This is a genomic window from Rhizobium sp. BK376 (genome assembly GCF_004341625.1).
Lineage (GTDB): Bacteria > Pseudomonadota > Alphaproteobacteria > Rhizobiales > Rhizobiaceae > Rhizobium.
This window is the reverse complement of sequence record NZ_SLZG01000003.1, coordinates 58,340-75,970: the sequence shown is the minus strand read 5'-3', so window position 1 is coordinate 75,970 and position 17,631 is coordinate 58,340. Positions and strand designations below refer to the sequence as shown.

At 61.6% G+C, this 17,631-nt stretch carries 17 protein-coding genes; 7 read left to right on the top strand and 10 right to left on the bottom strand.

Features of this window, described 5'->3' with window-relative positions; genetic code table 11:
• Positions 1-66: 66 nt before the first annotated feature.
• The 6 genes from EV561_RS08730 (at position 67) to EV561_RS08700 (ending at position 7,161) form a co-directional block, all read left to right on the top strand.
• Complete coding sequence (locus EV561_RS08730) at positions 67-1,071, top strand: P1 family peptidase (RefSeq protein WP_132520174.1); 1,005 nt, start codon at positions 67-69, stop codon at positions 1,069-1,071.
• Positions 1,072-1,215: 144 nt separating this feature from the next.
• Entirely contained in the window at positions 1,216-2,136 is a 921-nt protein-coding gene (locus EV561_RS08720) for a LysR family transcriptional regulator (protein ID WP_132520168.1), read from the top strand.
• Positions 2,137-2,288: 152 nt separating this feature from the next.
• Positions 2,289-3,818, top strand: a complete 1,530-nt coding sequence (locus EV561_RS08715) for an ABC transporter substrate-binding protein (protein WP_188079894.1) — start codon at positions 2,289-2,291, stop codon at positions 3,816-3,818.
• Between the two features lie 85 nt (positions 3,819-3,903).
• Positions 3,904-4,857 (top strand): ABC transporter permease, encoded by a 954-nt coding sequence (locus EV561_RS08710; RefSeq protein ID WP_132520162.1) that lies wholly within the window; start codon positions 3,904-3,906, stop codon positions 4,855-4,857.
• A complete protein-coding gene (locus EV561_RS08705) occupies positions 4,854-5,720 on the top strand; it encodes an ABC transporter permease (protein ID WP_132520159.1) in 867 nt (288 codons plus the stop codon). The genes EV561_RS08710 and EV561_RS08705 overlap by 4 nt, the downstream gene beginning before the upstream one ends.
• 34 nt (positions 5,721-5,754) lie before the next feature.
• Positions 5,755-7,161: an amidase gene (locus tag EV561_RS08700; protein WP_132520156.1), complete on the top strand. Its 1,407-nt coding sequence runs from the start codon at positions 5,755-5,757 to the stop codon at positions 7,159-7,161.
• 8 nt (positions 7,162-7,169) lie between these two features.
• On the opposite strand, the gene EV561_RS08695 is transcribed toward EV561_RS08700, so the two are convergent.
• The 4 genes from EV561_RS08695 to EV561_RS08680 form a co-directional block, all read right to left on the bottom strand.
• Positions 7,170-7,388 (bottom strand): hypothetical protein, encoded by a 219-nt coding sequence (locus EV561_RS08695; protein ID WP_245512632.1) that lies wholly within the window; start codon positions 7,386-7,388, stop codon positions 7,170-7,172.
• A gap of 92 nt (positions 7,389-7,480) precedes the next feature.
• Complete coding sequence (locus EV561_RS08690; RefSeq protein WP_132520150.1) at positions 7,481-8,329, bottom strand: NlpC/P60 family protein; 849 nt, start codon at positions 8,327-8,329, stop codon at positions 7,481-7,483.
• An 11-nt stretch (positions 8,330-8,340) separates the two neighbouring features.
• A complete protein-coding gene (locus EV561_RS08685) occupies positions 8,341-8,691 on the bottom strand; it encodes a MarR family winged helix-turn-helix transcriptional regulator (RefSeq protein WP_132520147.1) in 351 nt (116 codons plus the stop codon).
• Between the two features lie 152 nt (positions 8,692-8,843).
• Positions 8,844-10,235 (bottom strand): M17 family metallopeptidase, encoded by a 1,392-nt coding sequence (locus EV561_RS08680; RefSeq protein WP_132520144.1) that lies wholly within the window; start codon positions 10,233-10,235, stop codon positions 8,844-8,846.
• Between the two features lie 146 nt (positions 10,236-10,381).
• On the opposite strand from EV561_RS08680, the gene EV561_RS08675 reads away from it, so the two are divergent.
• A complete protein-coding gene (locus tag EV561_RS08675; RefSeq protein ID WP_132520141.1) occupies positions 10,382-11,212 on the top strand; it encodes a tetratricopeptide repeat protein in 831 nt (276 codons plus the stop codon).
• A 10-nt stretch (positions 11,213-11,222) separates the two neighbouring features.
• Here EV561_RS08675 and EV561_RS08670 read toward each other — a convergent pair whose 3' ends face one another.
• The 6 genes from EV561_RS08670 to EV561_RS08645 form a co-directional block, all read right to left on the bottom strand.
• Positions 11,223-11,855 carry a LysE family translocator gene (locus tag EV561_RS08670; RefSeq protein WP_132520138.1) on the bottom strand — a complete coding sequence of 211 codons (633 nt, stop codon included), beginning with the start codon at positions 11,853-11,855 and terminating at the stop codon, positions 11,223-11,225.
• A gap of 62 nt (positions 11,856-11,917) precedes the next feature.
• Positions 11,918-12,898, bottom strand: a complete 981-nt coding sequence (locus EV561_RS08665) for a type II secretion system F family protein (RefSeq protein ID WP_132520135.1) — start codon at positions 12,896-12,898, stop codon at positions 11,918-11,920.
• A gap of 17 nt (positions 12,899-12,915) precedes the next feature.
• Entirely contained in the window at positions 12,916-13,923 is a 1,008-nt protein-coding gene (locus tag EV561_RS08660; RefSeq protein ID WP_132520132.1) for a type II secretion system F family protein, read from the bottom strand.
• 3 nt (positions 13,924-13,926) lie between these two features.
• Positions 13,927-15,426: a CpaF family protein gene (locus tag EV561_RS08655; RefSeq protein ID WP_132520129.1), complete on the bottom strand. Its 1,500-nt coding sequence runs from the start codon at positions 15,424-15,426 to the stop codon at positions 13,927-13,929.
• A gap of 119 nt (positions 15,427-15,545) precedes the next feature.
• Positions 15,546-16,817, bottom strand: coding sequence for a CpaE family protein (locus tag EV561_RS08650; protein ID WP_132520126.1), 1,272 nt, complete (start codon positions 16,815-16,817; stop codon positions 15,546-15,548).
• Between the two features lie 40 nt (positions 16,818-16,857).
• Positions 16,858-17,580, bottom strand: a complete 723-nt coding sequence (locus EV561_RS08645) for a CpaD family pilus assembly protein (protein ID WP_132520123.1) — start codon at positions 17,578-17,580, stop codon at positions 16,858-16,860.
• Positions 17,581-17,631 lie beyond the last annotated feature (51 nt).

Below are 17,631 nucleotides of genomic sequence, written 5' to 3'. Positions count from 1 at the left end.
CTTTCCGGCCTCTTTGCGATCCTATCGCCAGCATGCTGCGCATGTCAGACGAGCGAAGGATAACCCGTGGCCGACCTCCTTAATCTCCTCACCGATATCGAAGGCGTTTCCGTCGGCAACGTCACGGATCTGTCTCTCGGATCCGGTGTTACCGCTGTTGTCTTCGACGAGCCGGCGATTGCCTCAGGCGTCGTGCTGGGCGGCGCTCCCGGAGGACGCGACACGGCGCTGCTCGATCCTTCGATGACAGTCGGTACGGTCGATGCGCTGGTGCTCTCGGGCGGATCGGCCTTCGGCCTCGATGCTGCCGGTGGCGTGCAGGCGGGCCTGCGCGAAGCCGGACGTGGGCTACAGGTGGGAACGACGCGCGTGCCGATCGTGCCGCAGGCGATCCTCATGGATCTGCTGAACGGCGGCAACAAGGACTGGGGCCTGCAATCGCCCTACCGCGAACTCGGTTACGACGCTTTCAAGGCTGCGAAGAAGGGCGTTTTCCAGCTCGGCACCGTGGGCGCCGGAACGGGCGCGACGACTGCGACGTTCAAGGGTGGCCTCGGTTCGGCGAGTGCCGTCAGCAGCACAGGACATCGGATTGCGGCGATCGTCGCAGTCAATGCGCTGGGCTCGGCGACGATCGGCGACGGCCCGCATTTCTGGGGTGCTCCATTCGAGAGAGGCGGCGAGTTCGGCGGGCTGGGCTTACCGCAGCAGATCTCGGACAGGGACATTGCCATGCGCCTGAAAGGCGTGAATGTTACAGCGACCACGATCGGCGCGATCGTCACCGACGCGACGCTCACCAAGGCCGAGGCGCACCGCCTCTCCATTCTTGGCCATGACGGGCTGGCGAGAGCGCTGCTGCCCGCCCATCTGCCCTTCGACGGCGACACGGTCTTTGCCGCTTCAACGGGGCACCGACCGATGGCTGATATGCTGGACTTCATGGAACTATGTCACCTCGCGACATCGGTCATGGCCCGCGCCATTGCCCGCGGTATCTATGAGGCATCAGCGCTCCCGGTCGAGGGGGCTCAGAAGGCATGGCGCGACCGCTTTCCTGCGGGACGATGATCGCCTAGAGCGCGTCCGCTTTTCTTCGAATCGCCGACCCGCTCTATCTCTTTGAATAGACGCAATTCCGGACGCAAAACCGTATAACACTTTTGCTGGAATTGCTCTAAAGGAAAAGGATGCCAAACGGCGGAGTTTAAGTGAATGCAGATCCGGGCCCTGATGTATTTCGACGAATTGGTCAGGACCAATTCCATGCGCCAGGCTGCGGAGAACCTGAACGTCGCCCCGACCGCGATCAGCCGGCAGATCGAAAACCTGGAGTATCATTTCGGAGCGCCACTGGTGGAGCGCAGCGCCCGCGGCGTGAAACTGACGGCGGCGGGCGAACTGCTGGCCGCCCGGGCCGGCCGGACGCTGCGCGAACTCGACCATGTGCAGCAATTGATCGGCGACCTGAAGGGACTGCAGCGCGGACGCGTCAGCATCTACGCCAACGGGGCAACCGTCGCCAATCTGCTGGCGCCGGCGCTTGCCGAATTCAGCCTCAAATATCCGAAGCTGCGGTTCCAGGTAGCGATCACCAGCGCGCGGCAGGCGGTGGAAGCCGTCAACAGTGCCGAGGCCGATATTGCCGTTACGCTGTTTGCACCGGCAATGTCCGGCGCCAAGGTGCGACTGCGCTCGGAGATCGCCTACGACCTGATAGCGGCGCCGAACCACCCGGCGGCGGGGCGGCAGGATATTTCGCTGAGAGAACTCGCCGAATATTCGCTGGCATTGCCGGAACAGTCCTTCGGTTTCCGGCAGGCATTCGATGCGTTGTTCGAGAAGGAAGGACTGGAGCTCGATCCGGTCTTCATCACGAGCTCGCTGGAAATGCTCAAGGAGCTTGTTCTCAGCGGCGCCGCGGTCACGCTTCTGCCCGCGCTGACCGTCAATCGCGAAATCCAGGCGGGACAGCTGGTCGCCATACCGCTCAGCGGCAAGAGCCGTGTCCGCACCCATGTCGATCTCTGCGTCGCGCCCGATCGGCAATTATCCTTTGCTGCGACGAAGCTTCTCGATTTCATCGAGCGCTTCATGCGCGAGCGAACCGACCGCAGGAGTGACTTGAAAGAATAGCTGCGGGCTTGCATCCGGCGACAATTTCCTGTGTAGCTTTTTCGGCTACACCGAGCACACAAAATTGACATTGTGTGTGCACCGGCGCGGTGCCACTATTTTCTTCAAAAGGGGTTTGTCGTCACGCCACGGCAGCCAGACAAGGGAACATGATGATCAAGGTTTCATTCGCGTCTTCAACGCGTCTCGTCCGGCTCCTTTCCCTGGGTGTGGCCATGTCGGCCGGCCTGATGCTGATGGGCCTGACGCCGGCCGAGGCCGCCAAGACCACGCTCAACCTCGGCATGGCCGTCGAGCCGACGGGCCTTGATCCGACGATTGCGGCACCCGTCGCGATCGGCCAGGTGACATGGCAGAACGTTTTTGAAGGGCTTGTCGCAATCGACGAAAGCGGCAAGGTCATCCCGCAGCTCGCCAAGAGCTGGGAGATTTCACCCGATGGCCTGACCTATACGTTCAAGCTGCAGACCGGCGTGAAATTCCACGATGGCGAGGCATTCGATTCAGCCGCCGCCAAGTTCGCGCTCGACCGGGCGCGTGGCGCCGACTCCGTCAATCCGCAGAAGCGCTTCTTCTCGACGATCGCCTCGATCGACACGCCCGATGCCGAGACGCTGGTGCTGCATCTGTCCTCGCCGGCCGGCAGCCTGCTCTACTGGCTCGGCTGGCCCTCCTCCGTCATGGTCGGTCCGAAGTCGGCCGCCAATGACAAGATGACGCCTGTCGGCACCGGGCCGTTCAAATTCTCCACCTGGGCCAAGGGCGACCATGTCGATCTCGTCAAGAACCCCGACTACTGGAACAAGGACGTCCAGGTAAAGCTCGACAAGGTGACGTTCCGCTTCATTGCCGATCCGCAGGCGGAAGCAGCGGCGCTCAGGGCCGGTGACGTCGACGCCTTTCCGGAATTCGGAGCACCCGAGCTGATGAGTTCCTTCGATGGCGACGCGCGGCTTACGACCAAGGTCGGCAATACCGAGCTTAAGGTCGTTGCGGGCATGAACAACACGCGCAAACCCTTCAACGATAAGCGCGTGCGCCAGGCGCTGATGATGGCGCTCGACCGCAAGACGATCATCGACGGCGCATGGTCGAGCCTGGGCACGCCGATCGGCAGCCACTATACGCCGAATGATCCGGGCTATGTCGACATGACCGGCACCCTGCCCTTCGATCCCGCCAAGGCCAAGGCGCTGTTGGCAGAGGCCGGCTATCCCAACGGCTTCACCTTCACCATCAAGACACCGCAGATGCCCTATGCGCCGCGTAGCGCCCAGGTGATGCAGGCGATGTTTGCCGATATCGGCGTGACGATGAACATCGAGCCGACCGAGTTTCCGGCAAAGTGGGTGCAGGACGTCTTCACCGGCCGCGACTATGACATGACCATCGTCGCGCATGCGGAGCCGCTAGATATCGATATCTATTCGCGCGACAACTACTACTTCAACTACAAGGTCCCCGCCTTCAACGACCTGATGAAGAAGATCCAGGAGACATCAGATCCGGCCGAGCAGAACAAGCTCTATGGCGAAGCGCAAAAGATCCTCGCCGAGGACGTGCCGGCGCTTTATCTCTTCGTTATGCCCAAGCTCGGCGTCTGGGACAAGAAGCTGAAGGGGCTCTGGGAAAACGAACCGATCCCGTCGAACGTTCTGACGAATGTTTCCTGGGAGGAATGACCCATCAGAACGCCGCCGGTGGCATGAGCCGCCAGCCGAATGACATATCGATACTGAACCGGAAGAGGTCCGGCATGGGAATGCAATGATCGTCCTCCTCACCCGCCGGATCATCGGGCTTATCCTGACGCTGATCGCAGTTTCGCTGCTGGTCTTTACGGTCATGGCAGTCCTGCCGGGCGATCCGGCGGCGATCACGCTCGGCACGTCGGCGACGCCGGAGACATTGGCGGCACTTCGCCACGCGATGGGTCTCGATCATCCGTTGATCCTGCGATATCTCGGCTGGCTCGCAGGCGCGATCAGCGGCGATCTCGGCCAGTCCTATACCTATGGCGTCCCCGTTGCCGGGCTGATCCTGGAACGGCTCGCCGTGACCCTGCCACTCGCAATCCTCGCCATCATCCTGTCGGTGCTGATCGCGCTTCCGCTCGGCGTTGCAGCTGCGGCCCGGCGCGGCGGCGTGTTCGATGTCGTCGCCTCGCTTTTCTCGCAGATGAGCATCGCGGTGCCCGGTTTCTGGGTGGCGCTGCTGCTGATCATCCTCTTTGCCACGACGCTCGGCTGGATGCCGGCCGGCGGCTTTCCCGGATGGGGCGGCGGCGCGCTGCCGGCGTTGCGGGCGCTTGTCCTGCCGGCAGTCGCGCTCGCCCTCCCGCAGGCGGGCGTGCTGACACGAGTGACGCGTTCGGCTGTTCTCGATACGCTGCATGAGGATTTCATCCGCACGGCGCGCGCCAAGGGCCTGTCGAACGGCTTCATTCTCTGGCGCCATGTCGTGCCGAATGCGCTGGTGCCGATCCTCACCATCCTCGGCCTGCAGTTCACCTTCCTGATTGCCGGCGCTGTGCTGATCGAGAACGTCTTCAACCTGCCGGGTCTCGGGCGGCTTGCCTATCAGGCGCTGACACAGCGCGATATCATTGTCATGCAGGACGTGGTGCTGTTCTTTGCCGGCCTCGTCATCGTAATGAATTTTCTGGTCGATCTTTCCTATCTCGTCATTGATCCGCGTCTTCGCGCCGGGGGCCATGCATGAGCGCCGTCTCGGTCGAACCAATCATCGTCTCCCGCTCTCGCTATGGGCGCATCCGCAAGCGCACCAACCTCCTTGTCGGCCTTGTCATCATTCTTGTGCTGGTCGGCATTGCAGTCCTGTCGCTGTTCTGGACGCCGCTGCCGCCAGCAAAGATGCAGATCATCCACAAGCTGCAGCCGCCGCTTACCTTCGGCATCCTCGGGACGGATCAGTTCGGTCGCGACGTTCTGTCGATGCTGATGGTCGGCTGCTGGAATTCGCTGTCGATTTCGGTCTCGGCCGTGGCGATCGGCGGCCTCATCGGAACGATCATCGGCATGCTTGCGGCGGCCGAGCGCGGCCTGTTCGCGTCGCTTCTGCTGAGGGCCTGCGATGTCATCTTTGCGCTGCCGCCGATCCTGTCGGCCATGGTGCTCGGCGCCTTTCTCGGCACCGGCCGGCTGACGGCTATCATCGCGATCGCAGTCTTCATGGTCCCCGTCTTTGCCCGCGTCTCGCTCGGTTCTGCGCTGCAGGCCTGGAGCCGCGACTATGTGATGGCGGCGCGGGCGCTCGGCAATACGCGGCTCACTATTACCACGCGCCATGTGCTTCCGAACATCATTAGCGGGATCATCGTGCAGGTGACGATCCAGCTCGGCCTCGCGATCCTGACCGAAGCGGGCCTGAGCTTCCTCGGCCTCGGCGTGCCGCCGCCGGCGCCGACCTGGGGGCGGATGCTGGCCGACGCGCAGACCTATATGGCGCTTGCGCCGTGGCTTGCCATCCTGCCCGGCCTCGCAATTGCCCTCTCCGTTTTAGGCTTCAACCTGCTCGGTGACGGATTGCGTGACCTGTTCGACCCGCGCGAGGCGAGCCGATAGATTTTTCAAAGCGAGAGACGCCAAGAGATCGACCATGGCTGAAGAAACCGACATTTCCGTTCGCGACCTGCTAAAGCGTTTTTCAGAAAGAAGCCTTTCGCCCAGCGAATACTGGCTGGCGCTTGAAAAGCACATCGAAGCCTGGGAGCCTGTCATATCGGCGCTCTACGCCTACGACCCCGATGAAGCGCGCCGCATGGCTGCCGCCTCGACCGCGCGCTGGGCAAAGGGTGCGCCGACGGGGCCGCTCGACGGCATTCCCGTGACACTCAAAGAGCTGATCGCCACGAAGGGCCAGCCAGTGCCGCTCGGCACGCGCGCGACGGAACTGACGCCGGCTTTAGAGGATGCACCGATCGCGGCCCGCCTGCGCGAAGACGGCGCAATCCTCTTTGCCAAGACCACCTGCCCCGACTACGGCATGCTGTCGTCAGGCCTTTCGAGCTTCCACAAACTCACCCGCAATCCCTGGGACCCGACACAGAACCCCGGCGGCTCGAGCGCCGGTGCTTCGGCGGCTGCCGCTGCGGGCTATGGGCCTCTGCATATCGGAACGGATATCGGCGGATCGGTGCGCCTGCCGGCCGGCTGGACCGGTGTCTTCGGCTTCAAGCCGAGCCATGGGCGCATTCCGGTCGATCCCTATTATGTCGGGCGCTGTGCGGGACCAATGGCCCGCACAGTGGAGGATGCCGCCTATTCCATGGCAACTCTATCGAGGCCGGACTGGCGTGACGGAACCAGCCTGCCCCCCAACGATATCAATTGGATGGATCTCGATATCGACGTGCGCGGCATGAAGATCGGGCTGATGCTGGATGCCGGCTGCGGGCTTGCCGTGGATGACGAGGTTCGCGATGCCGTTGCCGCTGCAGCGCGGCGTTTCGAGGAAGCCGGCGCTGTCGTTGTCGATGTCGCGCCGGTCCTGACGCGAGAAATGCTCGACGGGCTCGACGTGTTCTGGCGAGCCCGCTTCTGGGGGGATATCGTCGGCCTGAGCGAGGAACGACGGCAGTCGATCCTGCCTTACATCCATGACTGGGCGAAAGGCGGCGCCGATATCAGCGGCGTCGAGGCGGTGCGCGGCTTCAACCAGACGATCGAGATGCGCAAGACCTGCGGAAAGCTGTTTACAGAGGTGGATGCCGTGCTTTCCCCGACCAATCCGATCGTTTCCTACCCCGCCGAATGGGCATCACCGACCAACGATTCGCAAAGGCCCTTCGAGCATATCTGCTTCACGGTTCCCTGGAACATGTCCGAGCAGCCGGCCTCCTCGATCAATTGCGGGTTTTCCCGGTCCGGCATGCCGATCGGCCTGCAGATCATTGGGCCACGGTTTGGCGACATGCGGGTGCTACAGTTATCGAAGGCATTCGAAGGCTGGACTGGCGGCATGAGCGTGTGGCCGAAGAGGCCCTCTCAACAAGCAACGGCCTGAAAAGCCAGTCACATCAAGCCGCTGTCCTGCGTATCGGCACCGAGCTGCTGGAGTGCTTTCTCAACGACGCGCAAATCATCCTGAATGCCATCGTCTATGGTCATCGGTCTTCCGATCACCGCTCGCTGGATGCCGCGCGTTTCTCTCTGCAATTTCCGAAGCTCGTTCACCTTGCTGCTTCTTGGAAGTTGCCCATTGCTGACGATGTTCTTGACCTTCAGTTCCATTGCAGTAACCGGCATAGATATTCTCCCGGCATCGGCACAGTGGTTAATCCAAATGGGTAACGTTTCCGGCCGCCTAGAGTTCCGCCATTGCTTCAAGGGCGGCGGTAGCCGGTCGGGCGATCGTATAGCCAGCCAATACGTTCGATCGCCGCTTCGAAATTTTCCCGGACGACCGACATGGTGTGGCCGTTGGCGTGGATGATGGTCTCGGGATCTTCCATGATCGCGACGTGACCGGGCCAGAAGACGAGATCGCCCCGTCGCAGCTCCTGGCGCTCGATCGGCTCGCCCAGGCCGACCGCCTGCATGTCGGTGTCGCGAGGGGCGCTGCGTCCCGCCATCATGAGGGACAGTTGCACGAGGCCGGAACAATCGATGCCGAGTCCCGAACGGCCACCCCAGAGATAGGGCGTCTCCAGGAAACGGAGCGCGATATCGACATAATCATCCTCGCCGATCTCGCCGATCGGCTTGACGTGCTTTTCGAAGATCGCGGCGCCATCCTCCAGCACGACATAGCGGTTGTGCCTTGGCCCTTCCACGGCATCAGTCACCCGGACACGGCTGCCCATGGATAGCACGCTGACATAGGGCTTCCTGAGTTCCGGCTCGGGATAGAGGAAGGTCCGTTGCGGCAGGACGATATGCGTCGGCTCGGACATGCTGCTCGAGATCGACGTCTCGGGGAGATAGCCGACATATCCATCGCTTTCGGCCTTGACCCAGCACCAGCCATCCCTGCGCTCGAAGACGGTGATGTCTTCACCGAAAAGGAGTTCGGTATCGATGCCCCTGATAGCATCAGGTGCCGGACGCAAGGGCGCGACGGGGACGGCGATGCGCGCCTTTTCTCCCTCGACAAAACGCCCCGCCTCGACCTTGCCCTTGAGCGAGGCTTCGGCAATGTCGGGCCGGAAGGCATGCAGTCGTCGATCGAACATTCCATTCTTCCTTAAAGCGGCAGCTTGCGGCCCTGATCCATGACGAGATCGCCGAGTTTTTCCAGATAGAGCGCGCCGGTCACCGTTCGCTTGATAATGACATTGCGGCGGTCACGGTCGTCGCGAACGCGGTCGACCAATCCCATCTCGCCCATCGTGTCCAGGGCTCGGGTGATGACCGGCTTGGTGACGCCAAGCGTCGCCGCAAGGCCACGCACCGTGTGCGGCGGCGGCACGAGATAGATCTGCAGCAGAATCGCCATCTGCCTCAGCGTCAGATCGCGCTTGTCCAGCCGCACCTGCTCCAGCGACACGCCGTGCCAGAGACCAAGAGCCTGCGAGGCGGACAATTCAAGCGGCAAGCCAAGCTCCGGATATCATTACGCTGCCGTTTTATTTAGCGGGCAGATCATGGCGGATTCAAGGGCTTTCTGCTTGTCCGCAAAGGAGGGAGGGGCCGAGGCCCCTCGCCTGCCATGAGACAACCCTCCCCGATCGGAGAGGGGACAAAGGTTTAGCGAACGCTCTCGCGAATGTGATGGTATAGCGCCCGGATCGCCTGTGCCTCACCGCCACCCGGCGAATGCGGGCGTTCGTTCTGCGCCCAGCCGTAGATGTCGAAATGCACCCAGCTTGGCGTTTTCGTCACGAAGCGCTTGAGGAAGAGTGCAGCCGTGATCGAACCGGCCATGCCGCCCGAGGGCGCATTGGTAATATCGGCGAACTTGGCGCGGATATCCTTGTCGTAGCCCATGTAGAGCGGCATACGCCACAGCGGATCGTCGGTCTCGATCGAGGACTCGATCAGGTCATGCGCCAGCGTTTCGTCGTCGGTGAAGAAGGGCGGTAGATCAGGGCCGAGTGCCACGCGGGCTGCGCCCGTCAGCGTTGCCATATCGATCATCAGATCAGGCGCATCCTCGTCGGCATAGGCAAGCGCGTCGGCCAGGATCAGCCGGCCTTCGGCATCGGTATTGTCAATCTGAACCGTCAATCCCTTGCGGCTCGTGTAGATATCGCCGGGACGGAAGGCATTTGATGAAATCGAGTTCTCGACGACGGGGATGATGACGCGGAGATCGACCTTGAGCTTGGCGTCCATGATCATCAGCGCAAGGCCCATGACATTGGCTGCACCGCCCATGTCCTTCTTCATCAGGAGCATGGAGGCTGCCGGCTTGATGTCGAGACCGCCGGTGTCGAAGCAGACGCCCTTGCCGACCAGCGTGACCTTCCGGTGTCCCTTCTTGCCCCAGCGCAGCTCGAGCAGGCGCGGCGCATCGGCGCTGGCACGACCGACCGTGTGCACCAGCGGGAAATTCTCCTTCAGGAGATCGTCGCCGATGATGACGGACATTTCGGCCTTATAGTGCGCGGCGAGAGCGCGGAAGGCCGCCTCCATCTGCTCCGGGCCCATGTCGTTGGTTGGCGTGTTGATGAGATCGCGGGCGAGGAAGACGCCGGCCAGCTGACGCTTGATATCGGCGGCGTCGGCATCCCGCGGAATGAGCAGCGTCGGCGCCTGCGCCTTTTCGGACTTGTAGCGCTCATAGCGATAGCTGCCGAGACCGAAGCCGAGCGAAAGACGATTGGCGGTCAGCGGCGCCGTTTCGATATGCCAGTCGCCAGCCGGCAGCGTGCGCGCCAGCTTTCCTGTCAGAAAGGGCTGTTCGGAAGGATTGGAACCCAGCCCATAGAGCGCGCCGCCAAGATGCCCCTCCTCAGTCGGGATCAGCAGAAGCGATCCGCTTTCGGCTCTGTAACCCGCCTTGCGTGCCCAATCGAGAGCGATGGGATCGATGGTGCCTGTGTCGATATGCGCCGGTGTCACGGCGAAGATCGGCAGCGTCTTGCTCCCCTTGGTATTGAAGGGGGTCGGACGTTCGATAAACTGATAGGGGGCCATAATTTTCCTTCGACGATCGCAGCGGGAATCAACGGATTAACTCTCTGTTAGGGTTAACAGATTATTGCTGGAGTGAAGATTGCGTCAAACCTTCCCTGTTTCCGTTTAGAGGCCAGGCGCAGGATCATGGATTTCAGGGACCGCGCATGACCGCCTCGGCACTTTCGTCCTCTCTCAAAATTCGTCCATTGTTCGGAGCGTTTGCGGCCATTCTGGTGCTAGGCTTGGCCGGATGTTCGACGACGTCGAAAGACAATATCACGACGGGTTCTATCCCGACGATGTCCAAGCCGGTCGATCAGATGAACGAGACGGAGCTTGCAAGCGCAAGCGCATCGTTCAGCAAGGCCTATAGCGCTCATCCCAAGGATCCAGCCGTCGGCGTCAGCTACGCCAATGTGCTGCGCATGACCGGGCGAAACGACCAGGCGCTCGCCGTCATGCAGCAGGTGGCGATCGCGAACCCCAGCGACCGCACGGTGCTTGCCGCCTACGGCAAGGCGCAGGCGGCCGCGGGCCAGCTCAACGAAGCGCTCTCGACCATCGATCGCGCGCAAACGCCGGATCGCCCCGATTGGAAGCTGGTGTCGGCGGAAGGCGCGATCCTCGACCAGCTCGGCCGCTCCGATGAAGCGCGCCGCAAATATCACGACGCTCTTGACCTGCAGCCGAACGAACCGTCGATCCTGTCCAATCTTGGCATGTCCTACGTGCTGACCAATGATCTCAGGACCGCGGAGACCTATCTGCGGTCGGCTGTGGCCCAGCCGGCAGCCGATAGCCGTGTGCGGCAGAACCTTGCGCTTGTCGTCGGCCTGCAGGGACGTTTTCCGGAAGCCGAACAGATCGCCCGGCGCGAACTGACACAGCAACAGGCGGACGCGAATGTCGCCTACCTGCGCTCCATGCTGTCGCAGCAGGGATCCTGGCAAAAGCTCGCCTCAGGCGACAAGACCGAGACCAAAGCGGTCAACTGAGTAACTGGGCCTAACGGGGCAGGCTTTCGGCGATCAGGCGGATGCCGAGGCCGCCGATGACGACGCCGGCCAGCCGATCGATCCAGCGCTTGAGACCTATATAGATGGCGCGCGGCCGGTTCGACGAGAAGGCGACGGCAACGATCGAATACCAGCCGGCTTCGATGCAGAACACCGTGGGCGGGATCGTGAGGGCAAGCCAGAGAGGCGGATGCGCGGGAAGCAGCGCCGCGAAGATGCTGGCGTAGACGACCGCGGTCTTGGGGTTGCTGAGCTGTGTGGCGAGACCGAAGGCAAAATTCCGCACGATACCTGAACTTGCCGGAGAGCCGGAGACATCCATGGCGATGTCCTGCGTCGCGCCCTGCCAAATCTTGACGGCGAGATAGACCAGATAGAGGCCGCCTGCAATTTTCAGCACCAGATAAAGCCAGGAAAGCTGCATCAGCAGCGCCGTCAGGCCAAGCAGGGCCAGCGTCGCAAAGACGACGCCCCCTGCTCCCATGCCGAAGGCTGCTGCCAGCCCCGCCTTTCTGGAGCGCGAGATCGAGATACGCGAGACGAGGACGAAACTCGGCCCCGGGCTCATGGCGCCGATCGCAAGCGTTGCGGCAATCGTCAGGAATACGGTAATCGATGACATCAGGTAGCTCCCGTTCAGATGCCAATCATTAGCTTCGAGCAGGAGGCGGAGCAATATCGCCGTCAGAACCGATCCATGACCTGGATGCCGGCGGGGCCCAGAATGACCGCGATGAGGACAGGCAGAAAGAACAGGATCATCGGCACCGTGAGTTTCGGCGGCAAGGCGGCCGCCTTCTTCTCCGCTTCATTCATGCGCTCGTCGCGGCCTTCCTGCGCGAGTACACGCAACGCCTGCGCCACAGGAGTACCATAGCGCTCCGCCTGGATCAGAGCCTGGGTAACGGCCTTGACGATCTCGATCTGCGTACGGTTGGCAAGATTGTCGAAAGCCTGGCGGCGATCCTGCAGGAACGACAGCTCTGCCGTGGTCAGGACCATCTCTTCGGCGAGCGCCGGTGATTGCTCGGCAAGCTCTTCCGAAACGCGCCGCATGCCCGCCTCGATCGAGATGCCGGATTCAACGCAGATCAGCATCAAATCGAGGGCGTCCGGCCATGCGCGCTTGATCGATTTCTGCCGCTTGCCCATGGCGTTGGAAATATACAGGTTCGGGGTATAGAACCCTACATAGGCAAAGCCGATGACGGTCAGCAGGCGGATCGGCAGTGGCCTTGTCACAAGATGATTGAGAGCGAATACCCAGATGACTGCAACAATCAGGAAGACGAAAGGCAGCACGAACCGCGCGACAAGGAAGGTGTTCAAGGCATTTTCGGAGCGAAAGCCGGCGGCGCGCAGACGGTTGACGGTGTTGGCGTCGACGAGCGCCTCGCGCAGATTGAACTTCTCGACGATCTGTCGGATCGGTCGGCTATTTTGATTGCGCAACGACGCCTTGGCCGGGTCAGCATTCAACTTGGCGCGCTCGCGGGCCCGGATCAGATCCCGCTCCGTGGATACGGCCTTCATGCGCTTGCTGAGATCACCGCGCTCGAAATAGGGAATGGCGATGGTGTAGAAGGTCGCAAAAACGGCAATTGCGACGGCGACCGCCAAGATCATCCCCGGATCGGTAAGCGTAGCTGCGAGATCAGTGGACATGGGGGTCTTCCTTCAGGTCAGATATCGAAACTGACCATGTTTTTCATCACGTAAATTCCGATCGACATCCACACGGCGGAGCCGGCCATGATCAGATGGCCTCGCGGATCGGTGAAAAGAATCATCATGTAGGCCGGTGAGGTCAGGTAGACGAGCGTTGCGACAATGAAAGGCAGGGCGCCGATAATGACGGCGGAAGCCTTGGCCTCCATCGAGAGTGCACTCACTTTCGCCTTCATCTTCTTGCGTTCACGCAGCACCTTCGAAAGGTTTCCGAGCGCTTCCGAGAGATTGCCGCCGGCCTGGGACTGAATTGCGATGACGATCGCGAAGAAATTGACTTCCTGAAGCGGCAGGTGGCTGGTCATACGCGCACATGCCTCGGACATGCTCAATCCTACCTGCTGTGCCTCGATTACGCGACGGAACTCGGTCTTCACCGGCTCCTGGGCTTCCGAGGCGACCAGGCGCACCGCGTCGTTCAGCGGCAGGCCAGAGCGCAACGAACGGGTAATGACATCAAGCGCATTCGGGAATTCCTCGAGAAATTTGTTCTGGCGGCGCTTGATGAGAAAGCCGACGACCCAGCGCGGAAGACCAAAGGCGGCAGCGAAGGGCAATCCGAACACGACAGGCTTGGGCGCACCGGCGATAAAGGCAACGACCAGAACGAACAGGCCGAACAGCACGCTGAAGATATAGAAGCGCGATGGCGTGATCGGCAGACCCGCCTGTGTGAGCCTCGACTTGAGCGATAGGGCCTTCTTGCTCTTTTCCTGCTGCCGCTTTTCCAGGTCCTTCAGGGAATCCTGCACGGACTTGCGTCGCTTCGACATTTCCTGGACACGGTCGCGGGCAGCCTTGACCTTGACACGATCGACCTCGGCCGATTTGACGCGGTTGACGCGAATCTCGGCCTTCTTCTGGCTCTCGATCTGGGAATAAAGAAAGGTATAGCAGATCGCCGCCGCGGAGACGGCGGCAAGGACGACTATCAGCAATATGACCGGATCGATTCCGAACATCCCTTAGACCTTCGACTTGTCTTCCATCTCGTCGAGGGCGGCGGCAAGGCGCTTTTCCTCGTTGTAGTAACGGGCGCGATCCCAGAAATGCGGCTTGCCGATGCCGGTTGCCACATGGCGACCGATCAGGCGGCCGGCTGCGTCCTCGCCCTCGATTTCGTAGCGCATCAGGTCCTGAGTGATGATCACGTCGCCTTCCATGCCGACCACCTCGGTGATCTGGGTGATGCGGCGGGAGCCGTCGCGCAAGCGGGCCGCCTGGATGACGACGTCGACGGAGCTCGCAATGATTTCGCGGACGGTTTTCGCCGGCAGCGTATAGCCGCCCATGGCGATCATGGATTCCATACGACTCAGGCATTCGCGCGGATTGTTGGCGTGGATGGTGCCCATGGAACCGTCATGGCCCGTATTCATCGCCTGCAGGAGGTCGAAGACTTCGGGTCCGCGCACTTCGCCGACGATGATGCGTTCGGGACGCATACGAAGGCAGTTCTTGATGAGATCGCGCATGGTAATCTCGCCCTCGCCCTCGATATTGGGCGGGCGGGTTTCCAGGCGCACGACATGCGGCTGCTGCAGCTGCAGTTCCGCAGTGTCCTCGCAGGTGATGACGCGTTCGTCGGTGTCGATGTAGCGCGTCAGGCAATTCAGGAGCGTCGTCTTGCCGGAGCCGGTACCGCCCGAGATGACGACATTGCAGCGCACGCGACCGATGATCTGCAGGACGGTCGCACCTTCTGGCGTGATTGCCCCGAAGCGGACGAGCTGATCGAGCGTCAGCTTGTCCTTTTTGAACTTACGGATGGTGAGCGCGGGGCCATCGATCGCCAAGGGCGGCGCGATGACGTTGACACGCGAGCCGTCGGGAAGGCGGGCGTCGCAGATCGGGCTCGATTCATCGACGCGGCGGCCGACCTGGCTGACGATGCGCTGGCAGATCGACAGCAGCTGGGAATTGTCGCGGAAGCGGATTTCGGACTCGATCGTCTTGCCGCCGACTTCGATGAAGGTCTGGCCGGCGCCATTGACCATGATATCGGCAATGTCGTCGCGCGCCAGCAGCGGTTCCAGCGGACCGTAGCCCAGAACGTCGTTGCAGATGTCCTCGAGCAGTTCCTCCTGCTCGGAGATCGACATCGCAAAGTTCTTGATCGTGATGATGTCGTTGACGATGTCGCGGATTTCCTCGCGCGCGCTTTCGCCGTCGAGCTTGGAGAGCTGCGAGAGATCGATCGTATCGATCAGCGCGCCGAAGACCTGAGCCTTGGTATCGTAATACTCTTCAGTGCGGGCCGGGCGACGGCGCTGCGGCGTTTGCATCGGGGGCGGCGTTACCTGCTGGCGCGGGCTCGCGCTTTCGCGAGCCGGTTCCATCAGTGTGGTCGAACTTTGCGGCGGCGCACTGACATTCGGCGTCGGCGTCGGCGCATGCGACGGGGTCGGAGGCGGAGCTCCAGCTCCGCTCTTTCCAAAACCTTCATTTCCGCGTTTGCCAAACATGCCGACAATCCATTTCTATTCGACGGAACACTTTGACCCGAGAAGCCAGGGCGAGCATTCCTGCAACTCTCGGCACCCTTGGATCAGTCCGTCTGCGGCGACCAAAGAGTGCCTGACAATCATTTGCGCCTGAGCAGGCCCATAAGCCCGCCCTTCTTTGCCTTCTTCACCGCGACGCGACCGGTGACGATATGCGATATCTGTGAAAATGTTTCCGCCACCGCGGACTTCGGATCAGTCTCCGCGATCATGCGGCCGCTATTGGCGGCATTGCCGAAGAGGTGGATATCAAAGGGAATGATGGCGATCGGATCGGTTTCAAGCGGCTCGCAAAATTCAGCGGGCGCGATCTCCGGTCGCTTGGGCATGCCGACCTGGTTGAGGATGAGATGGGGGGCCTTGTCGTTGGGACGCAGCTTGCGCAGCGCATCCAACTGGTTCTTGGCGTTGCGCAGGTTGGCAAGATCCGGAATTGCGCAGATCACGACCTCGTCGACAGCGGCAAGCACCGACCGTGTCCATTCCGACCATGCGTGAGGCACATCGAGCACGGCCACTGGCGCACTGCGCTGCAGCACGTCGAGCACTGGCTGGAAGGCGGTGCCATCGAAATCATATGCGCGATCGAGCATCGACGGAGCGGCGAGTAGCGACAGGTGGGTCGAGCACTTCGTCAGCAGGCGATCGAGGAAGACCTCGTCCAGACGCTCGGGCGCGAAGACGGCCTCGGCGATGCCCTGAGCCGGATCCTGATCGAAATCGATATTCGCCGTGCCATAGGGAAGATCGAGATCTGCCAGAATGGTCTCGGTCGAGAAAAGGCTGGAAATTCCGAAGGCGCAATTGTGAGCGATGGTCGATGCGCCGACGCCGCCTTTGGCGCCGATGAAGGCGATGCTGCGGCCGAGCGGTTCGGCTTCCGGATCGACAAAGATCGCGGCCATGGCCGACATGATATCCGTCATGGAGACGGGCTGGACGATATATTCCGAAATGCCATTGCGGATCAGTTCGCGATAAAGGCCGATGTCGTTGTGGTAGCCGACGATGATGACCTTGGTGCTCGGGTCGCAGACGGCGGCCAGCGGCGCCAGATCTGCAAGAAGGCTGGACGGATTTGCACGGGTTTCCAGAATGATGAGGTTCGGTGTCGCCGTGCTGGCAAACATGTTCGCTGCCGCCGCCGTGCCGCCGCTGGTGATGCGAAGGCTGACCTTGGCCATTCGCCGGTCGCTGCCGCAGCGCTCCATCAGATGCTGCAAAGCCTCGCTTTCGCAGAATGCGTGAACCGAGATGCGCGGCAGCGGTCGCATGTTTTCGAGATCGTCGGTCCGCGGTACATCGTCGATGTCCCCCGCTTCCGTCCTGATATCGTATTCGATCGCGTTCATGGCCTTGTCCTGTTAACCCGGCCTCAACCGGAAATTCCTGTTAGAAGCCGTTGCCGCCGAGACCGCCGATTGTCGCAGTACTCGTGGGAGTCGAACCGCTTCGATAGCCATCGATGACCTTGCTGCGCTGTTCGGCATCTATCGGGGTCTGGGCGCGTGGCGCAATGAGGTCGGTCGGGTTGGCAACCTGAGCCGCCAGATTGTTCTGCTGGGCGCAGCCGAAATTGTAGTAATTCTGGTTGTCGAAGGCATTGGCTGAGAGGTCTGCAGGCCACTGTCCGCAGGCATTGGTAACGGCAGTCGTTGCCGTGAAGCGCAGGCGGATGGGTGCGGCGTCACCCGCGCCATCGGCAGGGTAGATGCTGTCGACGATGAGCCGCGACGGGACACCGTTGGCGACCAGTTCACGACGTATCTGCTGACGCAAGGCCACGACCGAGCGCGAATTCGGCGACCCCTGCGGCGCGAGAATTTCGACGGTTCCGGTGGAATGCGCCTTGTAGTCCTGCGTGAACCCGCGAACTGTATCGCGGGCGCCTGACGTCAGGCCGCGCTGGCCGGCAGAGACCGGAATGTCGACATTATGCTCGGCCTGCGTGAGCACGATCGGATGACGCTGGCGGTAATCGTCCGAGAGAGCGCCCGTCACCATGCCGTCCTTGGGGTTGGCGCAGCTGCTGACCGAAGCGGCCAAAGCGATGAGGGTGACGGCGGCGAACGACAGCCGTGCGATACGGGATGCATTGCATTCAGGGCTGGCCATCGATCGGTCTTTCATGGGGCTGATGGAAAGATGATGCGTCATGAGCCGCGG

Coding starts and splice junctions, on each gene's coding strand:
- EV561_RS08720 (WP_132520168.1), top strand. CDS start 1,216: ATGCAGATCCGGGCCCTGATGTATTTCGACGAATTGGTCAGGACCAAT.
- EV561_RS08715 (WP_188079894.1), top strand. CDS start 2,289: ATGATCAAGGTTTCATTCGCGTCTTCAACGCGTCTCGTCCGGCTCCTT.
- EV561_RS08710 (WP_132520162.1), top strand. CDS start 3,904: ATGATCGTCCTCCTCACCCGCCGGATCATCGGGCTTATCCTGACGCTG.
- EV561_RS08705 (WP_132520159.1), top strand. CDS start 4,854: ATGAGCGCCGTCTCGGTCGAACCAATCATCGTCTCCCGCTCTCGCTAT.
- EV561_RS08700 (WP_132520156.1), top strand. CDS start 5,755: ATGGCTGAAGAAACCGACATTTCCGTTCGCGACCTGCTAAAGCGTTTT.
- EV561_RS08695 (WP_245512632.1), bottom strand. CDS start 7,388: ATGGAACTGAAGGTCAAGAACATCGTCAGCAATGGGCAACTTCCAAGA.
- EV561_RS08690 (WP_132520150.1), bottom strand. CDS start 8,329: ATGTTCGATCGACGACTGCATGCCTTCCGGCCCGACATTGCCGAAGCC.
- EV561_RS08680 (WP_132520144.1), bottom strand. CDS start 10,235: ATGGCCCCCTATCAGTTTATCGAACGTCCGACCCCCTTCAATACCAAG.
- EV561_RS08675 (WP_132520141.1), top strand. CDS start 10,382: ATGACCGCCTCGGCACTTTCGTCCTCTCTCAAAATTCGTCCATTGTTC.
- EV561_RS08670 (WP_132520138.1), bottom strand. CDS start 11,855: ATGTCATCGATTACCGTATTCCTGACGATTGCCGCAACGCTTGCGATC.
- EV561_RS08665 (WP_132520135.1), bottom strand. CDS start 12,898: ATGTCCACTGATCTCGCAGCTACGCTTACCGATCCGGGGATGATCTTG.
- EV561_RS08660 (WP_132520132.1), bottom strand. CDS start 13,923: ATGTTCGGAATCGATCCGGTCATATTGCTGATAGTCGTCCTTGCCGCC.
- EV561_RS08655 (WP_132520129.1), bottom strand. CDS start 15,426: ATGTTTGGCAAACGCGGAAATGAAGGTTTTGGAAAGAGCGGAGCTGGA.
- EV561_RS08650 (WP_132520126.1), bottom strand. CDS start 16,817: ATGAACGCGATCGAATACGATATCAGGACGGAAGCGGGGGACATCGAC.
- EV561_RS08645 (WP_132520123.1), bottom strand. CDS start 17,580: ATGGCCAGCCCTGAATGCAATGCATCCCGTATCGCACGGCTGTCGTTC.